General features: G+C 53.0%; 14 protein-coding genes. 4 read left to right on the forward strand and 10 right to left on the reverse strand.

The genetic code is table 11. The features are described from left to right. Positions 1–38 precede the first annotated feature (38 nt). From ihfB to V4835_RS16180, 6 genes are all read right to left on the reverse strand, one after another. Complete coding sequence (ihfB, locus tag V4835_RS16155) at positions 39–326, reverse strand: integration host factor subunit beta (RefSeq protein ID WP_008499965.1); 288 nt, start codon at positions 324–326, stop codon at positions 39–41. Between the two features lie 170 nt (positions 327–496). Then, complete coding sequence (rpsA, locus tag V4835_RS16160) at positions 497–2,170, reverse strand: 30S ribosomal protein S1 (RefSeq protein ID WP_014169387.1); 1,674 nt, start codon at positions 2,168–2,170, stop codon at positions 497–499. A gap of 111 nt (positions 2,171–2,281) precedes the next feature. Further along, positions 2,282–2,965: a (d)CMP kinase gene (gene cmk, locus V4835_RS16165; RefSeq protein WP_331412831.1), complete on the reverse strand. Its 684-nt coding sequence runs from the start codon at positions 2,963–2,965 to the stop codon at positions 2,282–2,284. Between the two features lie 185 nt (positions 2,966–3,150). Beyond that, complete coding sequence (gene aroA / locus V4835_RS16170; protein WP_033145092.1) at positions 3,151–4,434, reverse strand: 3-phosphoshikimate 1-carboxyvinyltransferase; 1,284 nt, start codon at positions 4,432–4,434, stop codon at positions 3,151–3,153. 69 nt (positions 4,435–4,503) lie between these two features. After that, the gene (serC, locus tag V4835_RS16175; protein WP_331412834.1) at positions 4,504–5,592 is read right to left on the reverse strand and encodes a 3-phosphoserine/phosphohydroxythreonine transaminase; all 1,089 of its coding nucleotides are present in this window, start codon (positions 5,590–5,592) and stop codon (positions 4,504–4,506) included. A gap of 162 nt (positions 5,593–5,754) precedes the next feature. Continuing rightward, entirely contained in the window at positions 5,755–6,447 is a 693-nt protein-coding gene (locus V4835_RS16180; RefSeq protein ID WP_063144421.1) for a DUF421 domain-containing protein, read from the reverse strand. Positions 6,448–6,574: 127 nt separating this feature from the next. Here V4835_RS16180 and ycaO point away from each other — a divergent pair, with 127 nt between their 5' ends. From ycaO to pflA, 4 genes are all read left to right on the forward strand, one after another. Continuing rightward, positions 6,575–8,335, forward strand: a complete 1,761-nt coding sequence (gene ycaO / locus V4835_RS16185) for a 30S ribosomal protein S12 methylthiotransferase accessory factor YcaO (RefSeq protein WP_331412835.1) — start codon at positions 6,575–6,577, stop codon at positions 8,333–8,335. 407 nt (positions 8,336–8,742) lie between these two features. Then, complete coding sequence (focA, locus tag V4835_RS16190) at positions 8,743–9,600, forward strand: formate transporter FocA (RefSeq protein ID WP_008499974.1); 858 nt, start codon at positions 8,743–8,745, stop codon at positions 9,598–9,600. 51 nt (positions 9,601–9,651) lie between these two features. Further along, positions 9,652–11,934, forward strand: coding sequence for a formate C-acetyltransferase (gene pflB / locus V4835_RS16195; RefSeq protein ID WP_063144422.1), 2,283 nt, complete (start codon positions 9,652–9,654; stop codon positions 11,932–11,934). A 203-nt stretch (positions 11,935–12,137) separates the two neighbouring features. Further along, the gene (pflA, locus tag V4835_RS16200) at positions 12,138–12,878 is read left to right on the forward strand and encodes a pyruvate formate lyase 1-activating protein (RefSeq protein WP_331412837.1); all 741 of its coding nucleotides are present in this window, start codon (positions 12,138–12,140) and stop codon (positions 12,876–12,878) included. A 35-nt stretch (positions 12,879–12,913) separates the two neighbouring features. Here the strand turns inward: pflA and V4835_RS16205 are convergent, their stop codons facing one another. The 4 genes from V4835_RS16205 to V4835_RS16220 form a co-directional block, all read right to left on the reverse strand. Further along, positions 12,914–13,435, reverse strand: a complete 522-nt coding sequence (locus V4835_RS16205; RefSeq protein WP_331412838.1) for an anti-virulence regulator CigR family protein — start codon at positions 13,433–13,435, stop codon at positions 12,914–12,916. A gap of 123 nt (positions 13,436–13,558) precedes the next feature. Then, a complete protein-coding gene (locus V4835_RS16210; protein WP_023335120.1) occupies positions 13,559–14,707 on the reverse strand; it encodes an MFS transporter in 1,149 nt (382 codons plus the stop codon). 275 nt (positions 14,708–14,982) lie between these two features. Next, positions 14,983–15,846, reverse strand: coding sequence for a dimethyl sulfoxide reductase anchor subunit family protein (locus V4835_RS16215; RefSeq protein WP_331412839.1), 864 nt, complete (start codon positions 15,844–15,846; stop codon positions 14,983–14,985). Position 15,847: 1 nt separating this feature from the next. Next, positions 15,848–16,465 carry a DMSO/selenate family reductase complex B subunit gene (locus V4835_RS16220; RefSeq protein WP_021240882.1) on the reverse strand — a complete coding sequence of 206 codons (618 nt, stop codon included), beginning with the start codon at positions 16,463–16,465 and terminating at the stop codon, positions 15,848–15,850. Between the last annotated feature and the right edge of the window lie 7 nt (positions 16,466–16,472).

Raw genomic sequence — 16,472 nt, forward strand, 5'->3', positions numbered from 1 at the left:
TGCTTTCTTTCGAACCCAGTTTAACCAGCTGGCTAAACTCAGTTGCCATAAATATTGGCGCGATCGCGCAGTTCTTTACCCGGCTTAAAGTGTGGAACGTACTTACCTTCCAGCTCGACTTTATCGCCAGTTTTCGGGTTACGCCCGGTACGTGGAGCACGATAGTGCAGAGAAAAACTACCGAAACCGCGGATTTCAATGCGCTCGCCCTGGGCAAGAGTGGAGGCCATATGCTCCAGCATCTCTTTTACGGCATCTTCCACTGCCTTGGCAGGGATATGCGGTTGCTGACTGGCAAGTCTTTCAATCAATTCTGACTTGGTCATGATTCCTCCGGTTCCTTTCAAACCAATTAGCTGAACAGCTCATTAAACAAGGGCGGCCGTAGCCGCCCTTTGTTATTGATTACAGGACGAATCCTGCAATCTGTCAAGTTTGCTCCTCATCCTTCGCGCTGTAAATGCGTTACAGCGCAAATGATGCTGAGAACCTGATATTACTCGCCTTTAGCTGCTTTGAAAGCTTCAGCCATTGCGTTGTTAGAGAAGTTTGCATCTTCCTGTTTGTTAACAGTTGCGATTGCATCTTTCTCATCAGCTTCGTCTTTAGCACGAACAGACAGGCTGATTGCACGGTTCTTACGGTCAACACCGGTGAACTTAGCTTCAACGTCGTCGCCTACGTTCAGAACCAGAGTGGCATCTTCAACGCGGTCACGTGAAGCTTCAGAAGCGCGCAGGTAACCTTCAACGCCGTCAGCCAGTTCTACGGTTGCGCCTTTAGCGTCAACTGCAGTCACTTTACCGTTTACGATTGCGCCTTTCTTGTTCAGTGCAACCCAGTTGTTGAACGGATCTTCTGCGAGCTGTTTAACGCCCAGGGAGATACGCTCACGCTCTGCGTCAACCTGCAGAACAACTGCAGCGATTTCGTCGCCTTTTTTGTATTCACGAACTGCTTCTTCGCCTGCAACGTTCCAGGAGATGTCAGACAGGTGAACCAGGCCATCGATGCCGCCGTCCAGGCCGATGAAGATACCGAAGTCAGTGATAGACTTGATTTTACCTTCAACACGGTCGCCCTTGTTGTGGGTTTCCGCGAACTGCTGCCATGGGTTGTTTTTGCACTGTTTCAGGCCCAGGGAGATACGACGACGTTCTTCGTCGATATCCAGAACCATCACTTCCACTACATCACCAACGTTAACAACTTTGGATGGGTGGATGTTTTTGTTGGTCCAGTCCATTTCGGAAACGTGCACCAGACCTTCAACGCCTTCTTCGATTTCAACGAAGCAGCCGTAGTCAGTCAGGTTGGTTACGCGACCAGTCAGTTTAGTACCTTCTGGGTAACGCTTAGCGATAGCTACCCATGGATCTTCGCCCAGCTGTTTCAGGCCGAGGGATACACGAGTACGCTCGCGGTCGAACTTCAGCACTTTAACAGTGATTTCGTCGCCCACGTTCACGATTTCGCTTGGGTGCTTAACGCGTTTCCACGCCATGTCGGTGATGTGCAGCAGGCCATCAACGCCGCCCAGGTCAACAAATGCGCCGTAGTCAGTGAGGTTCTTAACGATACCTTTGACTTCCATGCCTTCCTGCAGGTTTTCCAGCAGCTGATCGCGTTCTGCGCTGTTTTCGGATTCGATAACGGCACGACGGGATACAACAACGTTGTTACGCTTCTGGTCCAGCTTGATTACTTTGAACTCAAGCTCTTTGCCTTCCAGGTGCAGAGTGTCACGAACTGGACGAACGTCTACCAGAGAACCTGGCAGGAACGCACGAATACCATTCAGCTCAACAGTGAAGCCACCTTTAACTTTGCCGTTGATAACACCGACCACAGTTTCAGCTTCTTCGTAAGCTTTTTCCAGCGTGATCCATGCTTCGTGACGTTTAGCTTTCTCACGAGAAAGCAGGGTTTCACCGAAGCCGTCTTCTACTGCGTCCAGAGCAACGTCAACTTCGTCACCTACCTGGATTTCCAGCTCGCCCTGGGCGTTTTTGAACTGCTCTGCCGGAATGGCGGACTCAGATTTCAGACCGGCGTCAACCAGTACTACGTCTTTGTCGATAGCAACAACAACACCGCGAACGATGGAACCCGGGCGGGTTTCGATTGTTTTTAAGGATTCTTCAAACAGTTGAGCAAAAGATTCAGTCATGTTTAATCTTCAGGTTAATATTAACGTCCACCTGGCTCCGTGCCGGATGGGGTTGTTTCACATACCCGCCGTCAATCCATTGCAGCGGGGGTACTACTAAATCGGTCGCGATTACGCGAGTGCCAGTTTTTGGCGCGCATATTGTAGCGCTTTTTCAATCACTTGCTCAATAGTTAAACTGGTTGAATCCAGAACTAATGCATCTTCTGCAGGAACAAGTGGGGCGACGGCGCGGTTACGATCGCGGTCATCGCGCTCTTTTATCTCGGATAAAAGGCGATCAAAGTTAACACTAAACCCCTTTTCCTGCAACTGAAGCATGCGGCGTTGAGCACGTTCTTCCGAAGAGGCGTCAAGGAAAATTTTCACAGGTGCATCAGGGAAGACCACGGTTCCCATATCGCGTCCGTCAGCGATCAGACCCGGGCCTTCACGGAACGCGCGCTGACGACGCAGCAGCGCCTCGCGAACGCGCGGGAAGGCCGCGACCTGGGAGGCCGCATTAGCCACTTCCTGAGTGCGGATTTCGCCACTCACGTCTTCCCCTTCAAGGATGACTTCCAGGTTGCCATCGGTCGACACGAAACGCACATCCAGATGCGCGGCCAGCGGAACCAGCGCCTCTTCAGACGCGACATCCACGTGATGATGCAGCGCGGCCAGCGCCAGCACGCGATAGATTGCTCCCGAATCTAAAAGATGCCATTGCAATGCTTCCGCCATCGCTTTGCACAGAGTACCTTTCCCTGCGCCACTCGGCCCATCAATGGTGATTACCGGGGCAACTGCCGTCATCTTTTTCTCCTTAAATAAGGCATACCGTTTACATGAACGCCGCGCATTATACGCGCCAACGTGCGCAACTGTTACCTTTGCGTGCAAATTACGGAATGATTGAAGCAGAGTGTAGAAGAAATGAGCGAAGGTGTTCGTAATGAAGCGTAAGCAAATGCCGCATCGGGCGATGCGGCAATACGTTATCAGGCCAGCGTGCTAATGCGGGCCAGCTGTTCGAAGTAGTCCGGGAAGGTTTTCGCCGTACATTTCGGGTCAAGGATCGTTACAGGCGTGTCTGACAGCGCCACCAGCGAGAAGCACATCGCCATACGGTGATCGTTGTAGGTTCCGATTTCCGCAAACTGCAGTTTTGCCGGAGGGGTTACGCGAATGTAGTCTTCGCCCTCTTCCACCTCGGCGCCGACTTTTCGCAGCTCGGTCGCCATCGCGAACAGGCGGTCCGTCTCTTTTACGCGCCAGTTGTAGATGTTACGCAGCGTGGTGGTGCCTTTGGCAAACAGCGCCGCCGTGGCAATGGTCATCGCCGCATCCGGGATATGGTTCATGTCCATGTCGATGGCGTTCAGCTCGCCGTGGGTACAGGAGATGAAGTCATCGCCCCAGGTGACAATGGCGCCCATTTTTTCCAGCACGTCCGCAAAACGGATGTCGCCTTGCACGCTGTTACGGCCAATACCGGTCACTTTTACCGTGCCGCCTTTAATCGCACCCGCGGCCAGGAAGTAGGACGCGGATGACGCATCTCCTTCAACCAGGTAGTTGCCCGGAGACTGGTACTGCTGCGCTCCGCGCACCACGAAGCGCTGATAAGACTGGTTTTCCACCTCAACGCCGAAGGTTTTCATCAGGTGCAGCGTGATATCAATGTACGGTTTGGAGACCAGCTCTCCTTTAATGGTGATAACCGTATCCTGCGGTGCCAGCGGCGCGGTCATCAGCAGTGCCGTCAGGAACTGGCTGGAAACGCTGCCGTCAACCTCGACGTTACCGCCGGTAAAACCGCCGCGCAGACGCAGTGGCGGATAGTTTTCCTGCTCCAGATACTCAATCTGCGCGCCGCCCTGACGCAGGGCGTCCACCAGGTGACCAATCGGACGCTCTTTCATGCGCGGTTCGCCGGTCAGCACGATGTTGTTGCTCCCCAGGCACAGGGCCGCCGCCAGCGGTCGCATCGCGGTACCCGCATTGCCCAGAAACAGTTCAAGCTCTTCGCCCGAACGCAGCGCCCCGCCGTTGCCGGTCACTTCGCAGCGGGTACGATCGTCGGAGAGAGTGTAATGAACACCCAACGCTTTCAGCGCATTGAGCATATGGCGCACGTCATCGCTGTCCAGCAGGTTTGTAAGGACGGTGGTGCCGTTTGCCAGAGCTGCCAGCAGCAGAGCGCGGTTCGAGACACTTTTTGAACCAGGCAGATTGATGGTGCCATCTACCCGCGCGATAGGTTGTAACGTCAGGGATTCCATGAAAACTAAACTCTCAACTCAACATAATAAAAACCCCGCAGGGACGCTGCGGGGGTGAAAAACAGCACATTAACCGTGACGACGTTCGAAGTCGATCATGAAATCCGTCAGGGCTTTAACGCCTTCCAGCGGCATCGCGTTATAGATGGAGGCACGCATGCCGCCAACGACGCGGTGACCTTTGAGCGCATGCAGTCCTGCCGCGAAGGACTCTTCCAGGAACATTTTATCCAGGTTGCTGTCCGCCAGCTGGAAAGGTACGTTCATGCGGGAACGGTTAGCGTTCGCCACATCGTTGCGGTAGAAATCGCTCTTGTCGATCACGCCATACAGCAGTTCAGCTTTCTGCTGATTCACCTTGTCCATCTGCGCCACGCCGCCGTTTTGCTTCAGCCATTTGAAGACCAGGCCGGAGAGATACCAGGCAAACGTGGGTGGGGTGTTGAACATAGAATCGTTATCGTTCAGCACGGTGTAATCGAGAATCGACGGGCAGGATTTATGCGCTTTACCCAGCAGGTCTTCACGCACGACGACGATAGTCAAACCGGCCGGACCGATATTTTTCTGCGCGCCCGCATAGATAACGCCGTAGCGGCTGACATCAATTGGCGCAGACAGAATGGTGGAGGAAAAGTCGGCGGCAACCACGACATCGCTGCCGAAGTTTGGCGTCTCGTCGATGGCAATCCCGTCAATGGTTTCGTTCGGGCAGTAGTGCAGATACGCTGCGTTATCAGAAAGCTGCCACTCGCTCATTGGCTTCACGGCTCGCAGACCGTCAACGGTCACCTTGGCGTCGATAACATTCGGCGTGCAGTATTTATGCGCTTCTTTAACGGCGCTTGCTGCCCAGTAACCCGCGTCAACGTAGTCAGCCGTCGTTTTGTCACCGAGGATATTCAGCGGAATGCCCGCAAACTGGCCGCGTCCACCGCCGTGACAGAACAATACTTTGTAGTTCGAGGGAATATTCAGCAGATCGCGAAAATCCTTTTCTGCCTCTTCCGCCACCCGAATAAACTCTTTACCACGGTGGCTGATTTCCATCACCGACGTACCGAGACCGTTCCAGTCACAAAGTTCCTGTTGAGCCTGTTTAAGCACGTCTGCCGGTAACATTGCCGGACCTGAACTGAAATTAAAGACTTGAGCCATTTCCCCTCACCACGCTAAAAGCCATAAGTTATAACTGTGGATATCGGTTTTATCATTCAGTGACACGCGCCGCAATGTCTAAAACTTATGACCCGTGAAATGTGTCCCACGTCACACAAAACAATCTGCCGCCTCGCTAAGACAAAACCGACAATATGGCTGTCAGGTGATACGTTTGGCCCGGCTAACCTTCGTCCATTCCGGATTTGCACAGCGGGGGCATAATTGGCGATCCCCCGGCTGCATCGCGACAACATGGCTACATCTTACGCAAGCATACTCGCCTGATTCCGGTACCGTTCTGAAACGCTCAATCAGCATATCCGGCAGGATACACAGTCCCGGCTTCACCTCGTCGTCAGAATAGTAATAGACGCTGATCTGCCCGTTGGTTTCCATGATCGCCAAACGCACCTGCCCGAGCTGTTCAACGCTGTTCAGGCGTAGCTCCATAAAGAACTCAAACTCGGTCATATTGGCGCTTTGTACATTTTCCCAGGCCAGCTGTCCGTTCTCGACGATAACGACCGGCTTCCCTTCAAGCAGATCTTCCAGCTTTTCGCTTTTCGACATCAGCCACATGACAAGTCGGTAAAGTAGCGCCAGTGAGACAAAAACGATAAACACCGGCACCATCGGCACGTCGTCATAAAACGCGACGTCCCCCGCCGCTGACCCCAGCGTCAGGATGATCAACACCTCAAAGAGCGACATCTGCCGCACGCCGCGACGCCCGGTGATTTTAAGAAACAGGAAGACAAGTACGAAGGTATACAGGCTGCGCAGCGCCACTTCGCCCAGAAATTCAGGAGGAACTTTATCAAACGCCATCCGCTGGAGATCAAATGCTTTCATTTTTCTATGCCTTAACAGTCAGTTACTGCCACTAAGCATAGCCCAGCCTTTTATTTTCGCCGAAGATAGCACCCGTCACGCAAAACCCGTATCATTGCGCGCTTTACGTACGATAAAAGTGAACGCCATGACTCAAACGTTTATCCCCGGCAAAGACGCCGCTCTGGAAGATTCCATCGCTCGCTTCCAGCAGAAACTGACCGACCTGGGTTTTAACATCGAAGAAGCCTCCTGGCTCAATCCGGTGCCTCATGTCTGGTCCGTGCATATTCGCGATAAAGACTGTGCCCTGTGCTTTACCAACGGTAAAGGCGCGACAAAAAAAGCGGCACTGGCCTCTGCGCTGGGTGAGTATTTTGAGCGTCTGTCCACCAACTATTTCTTCGCTGACTTCTGGCTGGGCGAAACCATCGCTAACGGCCCGTTCGTTCACTATCCAAATGAAAAATGGTTCCCGCTGGCCGAAGATGACGAACTGCCGGAAGGTATTCTCGACGCTCGCCTGCGTGCCTTCTACGATCCAGACAGCGAACTGACTGCCAGCATGCTGATCGATCTGCAGTCCGGTAACGAGGATCGCGGTATTTGCGCCCTGCCGTTTACCCGTCAGTCTGACGAGCAGACCGTCTATATCCCGATGAACATCGTCGGCAACCTGTATGTGTCCAACGGTATGTCCGCCGGCAACACCCGCAATGAAGCGCGCGTGCAGGGTCTGTCTGAAGTCTTTGAACGTCACATCAAAAACCGCATCATCGCCGAATCCATCAGCCTGCCTGAAATTCCGGCAAACGTGCTGGCACGCTACCCGGGCGTAGTGGAGTCCATCGCTAAGCTCGAAGCAGAAGGTTTCCCAATCTTTGCCTATGACGGCTCGCTGGGCGGTAAGTACCCGGTTATCTGCGTGGTGCTGTTTAACCCGGCCAACGGCACCTGCTTCGCCTCCTTCGGCGCGCATCCTGACTTCGGCGTGGCGCTGGAGCGTACCGTTACCGAGCTGCTGCAGGGCCGTAGCCTGAAAGATCTCGACGTCTTCACCCCGCCAACGTTTGACGATGAAGAAGTGGCCGAGCATACCAACCTCGAAACCCACTTCATCGACTCCAGCGGTTTAATTTCCTGGGATATGTTCAAGCAGGACGCCGACTATCCGTTCGTGGACTGGAGCTTTGCCGGTACCACGGAAGAAGAGTTCGCCACGCTGATGGCGATCTTCAACGCGGAAGATCAGGAAGTTTATATTGCCGACTACGAACACCTTGGCGTCTACGCGTGCCGCATTATTGTTCCTGGCATGTCCGACATCTACCCGGCTGAAGATCTGTGGCTGGCGAATAACAGCATGGGCGCGCACCTGCGCGAAACGCTGCTGGCTCTGCCGGGCAGCGAGTGGGAGAAAGAAGATTATCTGAACCTGATCGCCCAGCTGGATGAAGAAGGCCACGATGACTTCACCCGCGTACGCGAACTGCTGGGTCTGGCGACCGGTAAAGACAACGGCTGGTACACCCTGCGTATCGGTGAGCTGAAAGCAATGCTGGCCCTGGCGGGTGGCGATTTGGATCAGGCTCTGGCCTGGACCGAGTGGACCATGGAATTCAACCAGTCGGTCTTCTCTGCCGAGCGCACCAATTATTACCGCTGCCTGCAAACCCTATTGCTGCTGGCACAGGAAGACGATCGCGAGCCTCTGCAATACCTGAACGCTTTCGTGCGTATGTACGGTGCTGAGGCCGTAGAAGCCGCCAGCGCGGCCCTGAGCGGAGAAGCGCCGTTCTATGGCCTGCAGGCTGTTGATAGCGATCTGAAAGCCTTCCCGGCGCATCAGTCACTGCTGAAGGCCTACGAAAAGCTGCAGAAAGCAAAAGCCGCTTACTGGTCAAAATAAGCGCACATAACATTACCAGCAGTAGGCGTATTCAATCGTCTGGGCTATATTACGGGGCAATTTCATTGCCCCGTTTTTTTATTTTCTTCGGCAATGACTGTTGATTGTGATAATAAAGTTAAATATGGGTAAATATAATAATATTTACCTGGGCTTTACTGTTACTTTTTATGGTAAATACTCCATACTAATTAACTGTCTCAGAGGTGGCCGAACGAAAAAATTCAACTCTTTTCATAACTTTTAAAATTTATTTTTATACGGATAATCAAATACTTACTCCGCATTTGTCGTAAAACCATACACACTGCGGGCCTATAAGCCAGGCGAGATATGATCTATATCAATTTCTCTTCTATAATGCTTTGTTAGTATCTCGTCGCCGACTTAATAAAGAGAGAGTTAGTGTGAAAGCTGACAACCCTTTTGATCTTTTACTCCCTGCTGCGATGGCCAAAGTTGCCGAAGAAGCAGGTGTCTATAAAGCAACGAAACACCCGATGAAGACGTTCTATCTGGCGATCACGGCTGGTGTGTTCATCTCTATCGCTTTCGTCTTCTACATCACCGCCACCACCGGTACTGCCGGAATGCCTTTCGGCATGGCCAAACTGATTGGCGGCATTTGCTTCTCACTGGGTCTGATTCTCTGCGTCATCTGCGGCGCCGACCTCTTCACCTCAACGGTGCTGATTGTCGTGGCAAAGGCCAGCGGAAGAATTACCTGGGGTCAGCTGGCACGTAACTGGCTCAACGTCTACGTGGGTAACCTGGTTGGCTGTCTGCTCTTTGTTTTGTTGATGTGGCTTTCTGGCGAGTACATGACCGCCAACGGTGGCTGGGGCCTTAACGTCCTGCAAACCGCCGACCACAAAATGCACCACACATTTATCGAAGCCGTTGCTCTCGGCATCCTCGCTAACCTGATGGTCTGCCTGGCTGTATGGATGAGCTACTCGGGTCGTAGCCTGATGGACAAAGCCTTAATTATGGTTCTGCCGGTTGCGATGTTTGTTGCCAGCGGCTTTGAGCACAGTATCGCGAATATGTTCATGATCCCAATGGGCATAGTCATCCGCGACTTTGCGAGCCCGGAGTTCTGGACCGCAGTTGGTTCATCCCCGGAAAGTTTCTCTCACCTGACTATTATGAATTTCATTACTGATAACCTGATCCCTGTCACTATCGGGAACATTATCGGTGGGGGTCTGTTAGTTGGGTTGACATACTGGGTCATTTACCTGCGTGGCGACGATCATCATTGATGGTTTTCTCAGGCAGTAAATAAAAAATCCACTTAAGAAGGTAGGTGTTACATGTCCGAGCTTAATGAAAAGTTAGCCACAGCCTGGGAAGGTTTTGCGAAAGGTGACTGGCAGAATGAAGTAAACGTACGTGACTTCATTCAGAAAAACTATACCCCGTATGAAGGTGACGAATCCTTCCTGGCTGGCGCAACTGAAGCGACCACCAAGCTGTGGGACAGCGTTATGGAAGGCGTTAAACTGGAAAACCGCACTCACGCGCCAGTTGATTTTGACACCTCCGTTGCTTCCACCATCACTTCTCACGATGCTGGCTACATCAACAAAGCCCTTGAGAAAATCGTTGGTCTGCAGACTGAAGCACCACTGAAACGCGCAATCATCCCGTTTGGTGGTATTAAAATGGTTGAAGGTTCCTGCAAAGCGTATAACCGCGAGCTGGACCCAATGCTGAAAAAAATCTTCACCGAATACCGCAAAACCCACAACCAGGGCGTATTCGATGTTTACACCAAAGACATTCTGAACTGCCGTAAATCTGGCGTTCTGACCGGTCTGCCAGATGCGTATGGCCGTGGCCGTATCATCGGTGACTACCGTCGTGTTGCGCTGTACGGTATCGACTTCCTGCTGAAAGACAAATACGCACAGTTCGTCTCCCTGCAGTCTGACCTGGAAAACGGCGTAAACCTGGAAGCGACTATCCGTCTGCGTGAAGAAATCGCTGAACAGCACCGCGCGCTGGGTCAGATCAAAGAAATGGCTGCCAAATATGGCTGCGATATCTCTGGTCCTGCGACCAACGCTCAGGAAGCTATCCAGTGGACCTACTTCGGCTACCTGGCCGCGGTTAAGTCTCAGAACGGTGCTGCAATGTCCTTCGGTCGTGTATCCACCTTCCTGGATGCGTACATCGAACGCGACATCAAAGCAGGCAAAATCACCGAGCAAGACGCTCAGGAAATGATTGACCACCTGGTCATGAAACTGCGTATGGTTCGCTTCCTGCGTACCCCTGAATACGATGAGCTGTTCTCTGGTGACCCAATCTGGGCAACAGAATCCATCGGTGGTATGGGCGTTGACGGCCGTACTCTGGTAACCAAAAACAGCTTCCGCTTCCTGAACACCCTGTACACCATGGGTCCTTCTCCGGAGCCGAACATCACCGTTCTGTGGTCTGAAAAACTGCCTCTGAACTTCAAGAAATTCGCGGCTAAAGTGTCTATCGATACCTCTTCTCTGCAGTACGAGAACGATGACCTGATGCGTCCGGACTTCAACAACGACGATTACGCTATCGCTTGCTGCGTAAGCCCAATGGTTGTTGGTAAACAAATGCAGTTCTTCGGTGCGCGTGCAAACCTGGCGAAAACCATGCTGTACGCAATCAACGGCGGCGTTGATGAAAAACTGAAAATGCAGGTTGGTCCTAAATCTGAGCCGATCAAAGGCGACGTTCTGAACTTCGACGAAGTGATGGAGCGTATGGATCACTTCATGGACTGGCTGGCTAAACAGTACGTCACTGCACTGAACGTTATCCACTACATGCACGACAAGTACAGCTACGAAGCCTCTCTGATGGCGCTGCACGACCGTGACGTTGTCCGCACCATGGCGTGTGGTATCGCTGGTCTGTCCGTTGCTGCTGACTCCCTGTCTGCAATCAAATATGCGAAAGTTAAACCAATTCGTGACGAAGACGGCCTGGCTGTAGACTTCGAAATCGAAGGTGAATACCCGCAGTTTGGTAACAACGACTCTCGCGTTGATGACATGGCGGTTGACCTGGTAGAACGTTTCATGAAGAAAATTCAGAAACTGACTACTTACCGTAACGCTATCCCGACTCAGTCTGTTCTGACCATCACCTCTAACGTTGTGTATGGTAAGAAAACCGGTAACACCCCAGACGGTCGTCGTGCTGGCGCGCCATTCGGCCCAGGTGCTAACCCAATGCACGGTCGTGACCAGAAAGGTGCAGTTGCCTCTCTGACCTCCGTTGCTAAACTGCCGTTTGCTTACGCGAAAGATGGTATCTCTTATACCTTCTCTATCGTGCCAAACGCGCTGGGTAAAGACGACGAAGTGCGTAAAACTAACCTCGCGGGTCTGATGGATGGTTACTTCCACCACGAAGCGTCCATCGAAGGTGGTCAGCACCTGAACGTGAACGTCATGAACCGTGAAATGCTGCTCGACGCGATGGAACACCCTGAGAAATATCCTCAGCTGACCATCCGCGTATCTGGCTACGCAGTACGTTTTAACTCCCTGACTAAAGAACAGCAGCAGGACGTTATCACCCGTACTTTCACTCAGTCCATGTAAGTGGAATTGACTGAAATCACGCGTTAAAAAGCGTACAATAAAGGCTCCACGTCAGTGGGGCCTTTTTAGCACCCTCTCCACCTCAGTCTCTTTTGTCCGCTATCTATACTTAATGGATAACAGCCAAAACAGACTTAACACAGCCGGTTTTGAGCTGTGCATACACAGGCCCCGGACGGGCCGATGCTGGAGATATCACCGCAATGTCAATTATTGGTCGCATTCACTCCTTTGAATCCTGTGGCACCGTCGATGGCCCGGGCATCCGCTTTATCACCTTTTTCCAGGGCTGCCTGATGCGCTGCCTGTACTGCCATAACCGTGACACCTGGGATACGCACGGCGGTAAAGAAGTGACCGTTGAAGAATTGATGAAAGAGGTGGTGACCTACCGCCACTTTATGAACGCGTCCGGCGGCGGCGTCACCGCATCCGGCGGTGAAGCCATTCTGCAGGCTGAATTTGTCCGCGACTGGTTCCGTGCCTGCCGCAAAGAAGGCATTCATACCTGTCTCGATACCAACGGTTTTGTACGCCGCTACGATCCGGTTATCGACGAGCTGCTCGAAGTGACCGATCTGGTGATGCTCGATCTCAAACAGATGAACGATGAGATCCACCAGAACCTCGTTGGCGTCTCAAACCACCGCACGCTGGAATTTGCCAAATACATTGCCGATAAAGGCATTAAAACCTGGATCCGCTACGTGGTTGTGCCTGGCTGGTCAGATGATGACGATTCCGCGCACCGCCTCGGGGAATTTACCCGCGACATGGGCAACGTCGAGAAAATCGAGCTTCTGCCCTATCACGAGCTGGGTAAACATAAATGGGTCGCAATGGGCGAAGAGTACAAACTCGATGGCGTGAAGCCGCCGAAGAAAGAGACGATGGAACGCGTCAAAAGCATTCTTGAGCAGTACGGTCACAAGGTAATGTATTAAAGAAAGGCCCGGTTCTCACCGGGCCTTTTTATATTCTATTTAAAGACGCCGTTAATAATGGACGTCACAATGGCTGTACTCAACGCAATTAAGACCAGGTCGTCACCCACTACCCGCCACTCATAGCCTGGATAGGAAGGAAGCTGACCCAGCATAGAGGCTGGCACGGCTTTCTTCGCAATGCCCGGAGGCAACGGCTTACCGCGCGCCAGGTTTTTCGCGATACCCGGAGGCAGAGACTTGTAGCCCGTTAAGCCGTAATTCAGGGCCAGATGGCGAGCATGATCGAAACTCACGCGCGCGTCGACATCATTACCGACATCTTTGCTGTTTTTAACGCTCTTATCAGATTTACCAGGGTTTTCCTGACCGTTATTTTGCTTATTACCATGGTTACCAGAATTCCCGTTACCATGACTGCCGCTGTTACCCTGTCCGCCACCGTTTCCGTGACCATTGCCATTCCCGTTTCCAGGATTAGCCATGACTGGAGCCGTTGCAAACGTTAAAGACAACACTACGGCAAGTGCGGTAGTGGAAAAACGACGAATAGACATGATTGATGCCTTATAGTGGTAGGACTCACATGAATTATCGTCTGACGCAATAAACAAACAATAAGTAAAACTCTTAGTTGTGACAGGAACAAAAAAGCCTGTCATCGACAGGCTTTTAATTAATCAGGCATGAGCCACAGGCGTTGGGTGTTCGCCCACTTTACGCAGCAGCATTAAGAGATAAATAAACGATACGCTGGCGATCATGATAAACAATAAATTATCAGAGTAATTCTGCATCAGCATCGCGGTAAACGTCGGCCCTAATAAACTGCCGATGGTATAGCTCAGTAACAGCGCCTGGTTCATTGCCACCAGCTGGTGATGTTCAACTTTCTCGCAGGCCCAGGCCATCGCGACCGGATAGAGCGTAAAGCCGGCGGCCCCGAGAATAAACAGCGCAGGCGCCATTGCGGCATTGCTGAGCATGGCAAGGCAGCCCATGATGACCACGAAGACCTGAACGCGCAGCACCAGCAGACGACCGAAACGGTCCGCCAGACGGCCAATCGGCCACTGCCCGACGATCCCCGCACTCACCATGACCGCCATCCAGAAGCCAATTCCGGAATCGCTGACGCCCTGATGATTCAGATAGAGCGGCATCAGGCCATAGAGCGAGCCCAGTACAATCCCCGAGATAATGCAGCCGTTTACGCCCAGACGCGCCTGACGGAGTCTGAGCATTGGCCAGACGTGGGTTGCTTCCTGATGCTCGCTGTTCTGGTTCACAATGCGCGTGAAGAGCAGCGGCAGGATCGCGGCCAGCACCATGCCCGTTACCCACGGCAGAACGCTCATCAGGTCTGTTGGCAGCTTGCTGACCATCAGTTGACCCAGCACGGTGCCGACGTAGTAAACCATCATGTAGGCCGCCAGCAGGCGTCCGCGGTTGCGGGAGGTGCCGCTGCACATCAGCGCACTTTCAACGACCACCCAAATCATCGCGCAGCCTACGCCAGCGATAAAGCGCCATGCCATCCAGCTCCAGAAGCCGACCATCAGGCCCAGCCCGGCACACCCGGCGGCGAAAATCAGCGAAGCCAGATAATAGCTGCGATTAAAGCCAAAGCGCTTGATCAGGCTCCCGGTGACCAGCGTCCCCAGCAGGTTGCCGGTAAAAAAGGACGAGCTGACCATACCCACCTGCCAGGTCGGTAAGTTTTCATGGGCGAGCCACAGCGGGACGAGCGTATTTAACACTGCGATCGCCAGGGTCAACAGAAGCAGGCCACAGAGCAACAAAAGCACTGGCCGGGTATAGGTGGTCATGGATTAAAAACCGTGAGGAAGTTCAGATTTCGTGCGCATCATGCCACTGGCAAAAACAAAGTCAATCCACCGATTTAGCCGCCTCGCACAATATGTTCCCTGTCGATTTAAAAAACTTATCCTGCTAATGCCACGCCTGCTATAGATATTAATTATGTATCTGTTTTTATTTATTAATGGGCAAAATTAAAACAAAACGACAGTCGAAAAATTTCATGATCGAAAAAAGAAAAAGCCGGGCACTCGGGCCCGGCTTGATATAACGAAATGCAACGCTAGCTGGCGATAGCCATACCAACGGTCATATGCAACCCGTAGAACACACCGCGGCCAATCAGTTCCCCCGCCAGTACCAGCACAAAGGCCAGCGACAGCAGCGGCAGCGCGGGCTGATATCCTTTGAGCTGGGGAGCGATCCAGAATACCAACGCCGCGACCAGCAGAACGATGCGCCAGGCCATCAGAGAACCGTAGTCCGGCACCAGGGCAGAAGCCTGCTGGATAGAGCTGTGAATGGTTGCCAGTTCGGCACCCTGCATCAGAGCAACCATCGCACTCACCACCAGCGCCAGCAGTGAAACAGCGGGCAGCAAACGCATTGCCCACCCGTCTACGCCCGCCACGCGCAGCAGCAGGTAGCCCAGCAGCGGCCCGCCGATAAACATCGTCAGGAAGAAGCTCATCGGCGTCCAGACGCTGTACCAGGTAGGAACGGTATCAATGGTGTTATAGACGCGCACCATCATCCACACGAACACCACGCCCAATACCATCGTCACGATCAGCCACAGGCTGCGCAGACCCGCAGGCAATTTCTTCATCGCGGCCAGCAGCCAGCCCAGCCCACCGACGGCAAAGAAAATTGCCCCGCTGGCAATCTCGTTACTGAGGGATGAGGCCCCCACGCGGTTCAGAGAGTTAAACGCGCGCATCGGTGACCCCAGGTGCAGCGTAGAGGCGATAAAGCCAATTCCCATCAACACCCACAGGCCAAACATGCTCAACACCAGACGCTGTTGCTGCTCAGCATTAAGACGACCTTTCAACAGCGCCAGCGCGAGCACGATAAAACCGCCCGCCACGCACTGGCCAAAGACCGTGAAGATCATCAGCGGCCATTCATGCCATCCACTTCCCATCTCACACCTCCTTCGGATTTGCCAGGTAGCCGGTGGTGTCACCTGTAGGACGGCTGTTGGCGTTAGGTTTAATCACAATGCTCGGCTTCGTGAAGTGCGCAGACGGCAGCGGTGCCACTGCGGCAAGCTGACCGTGTTTTTGACGCAGCTCTTCAATAGGACCGAAGTCCAGCGCGCGCAGCGGACAGGACTCGACGCAAATCGGCTTTTTGCCATCCGCCACGCGGGTGTGGCAACCGTCGCATTTCGTCATATGACCTTTGGCGGCGTTGTACTGCGGCGCGCCGTATGGACAGGCCATATGGCAGTACCGACAGCCGATGCAGACATCTTCATCCACCACCACAAAACCGTCTTCACGCTTGTGCATCGCCCCGCTCGGGCAGACCTTGGTGCAGGCCGGATCTTCACAGTGGTTACAGGCAATCGACAGGTAATAGGCAAAGACGTTTTGATGCCAGACGCCGTTATCTTCCTGCCAGTCACCACCGGCGTATTCGTAAATACGGCGGAAGCTGACGTCAGGAGTCAGGTCTTTGTAATCTTTACAGGCCAGCTCGCAGGTTTTGCACCCGGTGCAACGGCTGGAATCAATAAAAAATCCATACTGGGTTGTCATCGGCTAC

Origin of the sequence: Enterobacter cloacae complex sp. CARB60 (assembly GCF_036487345.1) — a bacterium.
GTDB classification, from domain to species: Bacteria; Pseudomonadota; Gammaproteobacteria; order Enterobacterales; family Enterobacteriaceae; genus Enterobacter; species Enterobacter asburiae_D.

What these genes read in the sequence shown, in the direction of transcription:
- ihfB (WP_008499965.1), bottom strand. Translation starts at nt 326, where the DNA reads ATGACCAAGTCAGAATTGATTGAAAGACTTGCCAGTCAGCAACCGCAT.
- rpsA (WP_014169387.1), bottom strand. Translation starts at nt 2,170, where the DNA reads ATGACTGAATCTTTTGCTCAACTGTTTGAAGAATCCTTAAAAACAATC.
- cmk (WP_331412831.1), bottom strand. Translation starts at nt 2,965, where the DNA reads ATGACGGCAGTTGCCCCGGTAATCACCATTGATGGGCCGAGTGGCGCA.
- aroA (WP_033145092.1), bottom strand. Translation starts at nt 4,434, where the DNA reads ATGGAATCCCTGACGTTACAACCTATCGCGCGGGTAGATGGCACCATC.
- serC (WP_331412834.1), bottom strand. Translation starts at nt 5,592, where the DNA reads ATGGCTCAAGTCTTTAATTTCAGTTCAGGTCCGGCAATGTTACCGGCA.
- V4835_RS16180 (WP_063144421.1), bottom strand. Translation starts at nt 6,447, where the DNA reads ATGAAAGCATTTGATCTCCAGCGGATGGCGTTTGATAAAGTTCCTCCT.
- ycaO (WP_331412835.1), top strand. Translation starts at nt 6,575, where the DNA reads ATGACTCAAACGTTTATCCCCGGCAAAGACGCCGCTCTGGAAGATTCC.
- pflB (WP_063144422.1), top strand. Translation starts at nt 9,652, where the DNA reads ATGTCCGAGCTTAATGAAAAGTTAGCCACAGCCTGGGAAGGTTTTGCG.
- pflA (WP_331412837.1), top strand. Translation starts at nt 12,138, where the DNA reads ATGTCAATTATTGGTCGCATTCACTCCTTTGAATCCTGTGGCACCGTC.
- V4835_RS16205 (WP_331412838.1), bottom strand. Translation starts at nt 13,435, where the DNA reads ATGTCTATTCGTCGTTTTTCCACTACCGCACTTGCCGTAGTGTTGTCT.
- V4835_RS16210 (WP_023335120.1), bottom strand. Translation starts at nt 14,707, where the DNA reads ATGACCACCTATACCCGGCCAGTGCTTTTGTTGCTCTGTGGCCTGCTT.
- V4835_RS16215 (WP_331412839.1), bottom strand. Translation starts at nt 15,846, where the DNA reads ATGGGAAGTGGATGGCATGAATGGCCGCTGATGATCTTCACGGTCTTT.
- V4835_RS16220 (WP_021240882.1), bottom strand. Translation starts at nt 16,465, where the DNA reads ATGACAACCCAGTATGGATTTTTTATTGATTCCAGCCGTTGCACCGGG.